The organism is Streptomyces sp. NPDC054841 (assembly GCF_053611045.1).
This window is the reverse complement of record NZ_JBSGZO010000700.1, coordinates 1-3,303: the sequence shown is the minus strand read 5'-3', so window position 1 is coordinate 3,303 and position 3,303 is coordinate 1. Positions and strand designations below refer to the sequence as shown.

1 protein-coding gene is annotated in these 3,303 nt (G+C 72.3%); it reads left to right on the top strand.

Going from position 1 to position 3,303, the window contains the following annotated elements; translation table 11 throughout:
• Positions 1-32 precede the first annotated feature (32 nt).
• Positions 33-3,303 (top strand): SDR family NAD(P)-dependent oxidoreductase (locus ACWGI8_RS41940; RefSeq protein ID WP_453668714.1); only part of this gene is annotated, 3,271 nt, incomplete at its 3' end.

The following is a 3,303-nucleotide window of genomic DNA, read 5'->3' as shown; positions in this document are numbered from 1 at the left end:
TGCGAGTGAGTCATGCGTTCCACTCGCCTCACATGGACGCGATGCTGGAGGAGTTCCGCAAGGTTGCCGAGGGCATCACGTACGCGGTGCCGCGTATTGCGGTGGTGTCGAATGTGACGGGCGGGCCGGCGTCGGCGGAGGAGCTGTGCGATGCCGGGTACTGGGTGCGTCATGTGCGTGGTGCGGTCCGGTTCGCGGATGGCATGGCGTATCTGGACGGCCAGAACGTCACCCGTTATCTGGAGCTGGGTCCGGACGGGATCCTCTCGGGCATGGGACAGGGCTGCCTGCCCGAGGACACCGAGGCTGTCTTCGCTGCTGTCCTGCGCAAGGATCGTCCCGAGCCCGACACGTTCACCGCCGCTGTCGGCGCACTGCACGCGCACGGGACGACGGTCGACTGGGACGGTGTGTTCGCTGGACGCGGAGCCCGACGTACCGCGCTGCCCACCTACGCCTTCCAGCACCAGCACTACTGGCTCCAGTCGACGTCGACCGCCATCGGCGATGCCACCAGCCTCGGTCTCGGCGCCGCGCAGCACCCGATGGTTCCGGCCGCTGTGGGGCTGCCGGACTCGGACGGTCTGCTGCTGACGGGGCGGCTGTCGCTCCAGTCGCATCCGTGGCTGGCCGACCATGCCGTGATGGGGTCGGTGCTGTTGCCGGGGACGGCGATGGTGGAGCTGGCCATCCAGGCCGGAGACCAGGTCGGCTGCTCCACGCTCGAAGACCTCACCCTCCAGGCACCCCTGGTCATCCCGGAACGCGGCGGAGTCGCGCTCCGCGTCACCGTCAGCGATGCGGACGAGTCCGGGCGCCACTCCGTGGGCATCTACTCCCGCGCGGAGACCGCCGGCTCCGACGCCCCCTGGCTCCAGCACGCCAGCGGCGTGCTCACCTCTGCCGTGCCGACGGCGGACGCCGACCTGTCGGTTTGGCCGCCGCGCGGGGCAGCGTCGGTCGACGTCGACGCGTTGTACGACGACCTGGCCGCGAGCGGTCTGGCCTACGGACCCGTCTTCCAAGGCGTGCGGGCGGCCTGGCGACTCGAGGACGAGGTGTATGCCGAGGTCGCGCTGCCCGAGGACACCGCTGTCCGCGGTTTTGGTCTGCATCCGGCGCTGCTGGATGCCGCGCTGCACGCGGTCGCCCTCGGGGACTTCTTCCCGGACTCGGGAAGTGAGGGGGCCCGTCTGCCCTTCGCCTGGAGCGACGTCAGCCTGACCGCGACCGGTGCCTCCGCCCTGCGTGTGCGCCTCGCGCCCGCGGGCACGGATGCCGTCACGCTGTCCGTCGCGGACGCCGCGGGACAGCCGGTGGCGTCGGTCGGGTCGCTGGTGCTGCGTCCGCTTGACGCGGGCAAGCTCGCCGACGTCCTGGCCCCTGCCACCGACGCCCTCTTTCGCCTGGACTGGGAGCGGTACGGCCTGCTCGGCACGGCGGCCACCCCGCCCGGCTCCTGGACCTGTCTCGACGCCGGGCCCCCGCTCGGTGGGGCGGCGCTCCCGCTCGCCGGGCAGGCACCTCCGGTTCCCGCCGCCGCGGACCTGGCGGCCCTCCTCGCGGCCACCGACCCCCGCACGACCGTGCCCTCAACGGCCGCCATGCTCGAGCCCGCCGTCTCAGAGACCACGGAATCCGGCGTCCCGGAGCTCGTCTTCGTGCCGTTGCTGTCCGACGAGCCGGCCCAGGACGCCGCCTCGATCCGCCGCGAGACCCACCGCGTACTGGAACTGGTGCAGGGATGGCTGGCGGAGGAGCGGCTCGCCGACTCGCGACTGGTGTTTGTGACGCGGGGTGCGATGGCGGCCGGGGCCGGTGAGGGTGTGCGGGATCTGGCGCATGCTCCTGTGTGGGGGCTGGTGCGTTCCGCACAGTCGGAGAATCCGGACCGCTTCGTGCTGCTCGACCTGGGTCCGGATGACGCGCTGGACGTGGCGGCGCTGTGGCCGCTGCTGACCGGGGCAGGCGCCGACAGCGAGCCGGAGCTTGCGGTGCGGGGCGGCGAGCTCCGGGTGCCGCGTCTGGTGCGCGCCCAGGCCTTCGAGCAAGTCGGTTCCCGCTTTGGTTCGGGCACGGTGTTGGTGACTGGTGGTACCGGCGGCCTCGGGTCGCTTGTGGCCCGGCACCTGGTGGTCGAGCATGGTGTGCGGCACTTGCTGCTGACCAGTCGTCGTGGTGCCCGCGCCGAGGGTGCCGACGCGCTGGTGGCCGACCTCGCCTCCCTTGGCGCTGAGGCCGAGATCGTCGCCTGTGATGCTGCTGACCGTGAGGCGCTGGCTGCGGTGCTGGAGGGCATCCCGGCCGGCCGTCCGCTGACCGGTGTCGTGCACACGGCCGGCGTCCTGGACGACGGCACCATTCCCTCTCTCACCCCCGAGCGTCTGGATGTGGTGCTGCGTCCGAAGGTGGATGCGGCGTGGAATCTGCACGAACTGACGCAGGGCATGGATCTGTCGGCGTTCGTGCTGTTCTCGTCGGCGGCCGGGGTGATGGGGAACGCGGGGCAGGGCAACTACGCCGCCGCCAACACGTTCCTCGACGCACTTGCCCAGCACCGCCGGGCGAACGGGCTGCCCGCGGTCTCGCTCGCGTGGGGCGCGTGGGAACAGCCTGCAGGCATGGTCGGCGACCTCACCGCCGCCGACCGGCAGCGCCTCACGACGTCCGGGAGCACCGGTCTCACCGCCGAGGAGGGCCTCAGCCTGCTGGACGCCGGTTGCGCGCCGGACGCGGACGCGCTGCTCGTACCGATCAGCCTCGACCTGGCCGGGATACGGGCGCAGGCCGCGGCCACCGGGGTGCCGCCGCTGCTGCGCGGGCTGGTGCGCACACCCGCGCGGCGTACCGCCAGCGGCCGGCCGGAGCGGTCCGGCGGTGCCTGGGCCGAGGAGCTGAGCCGCCTGGCACCACAGCCGCGGCGCGCGGCGGCGCTCGACCTGGTCCGCTCGCGGGTGGCCGCGGTGCTCGGCTTCACCGACATCAGCGCTGTCCAACCGGGCATGGCTTTCCAGGAGTTCGGTTTCGACTCGCTGACCGCCGTCGAGTTCCGTAACCAGCTTGCCGCAGCGGCCGGTGTCCGGCTCCCCGCGACCCTGGTCTTCGACTACCCCAATTCCACCGCCGTGGCCGACTTCCTGGTGGCCGAGATCGTTGGCGACGAGACCTCCGCCGGCCGCGCGCTGCGCACCGCCGATACGGCCGCCACCGACGACCCGATCGTGATCGTGGGGATGGCGTGCCGGTATCCGGGTGGTGTCGGTTCGCCGGATGAGTTGTGGCGGATGGTGGCCTCTGGCGGCG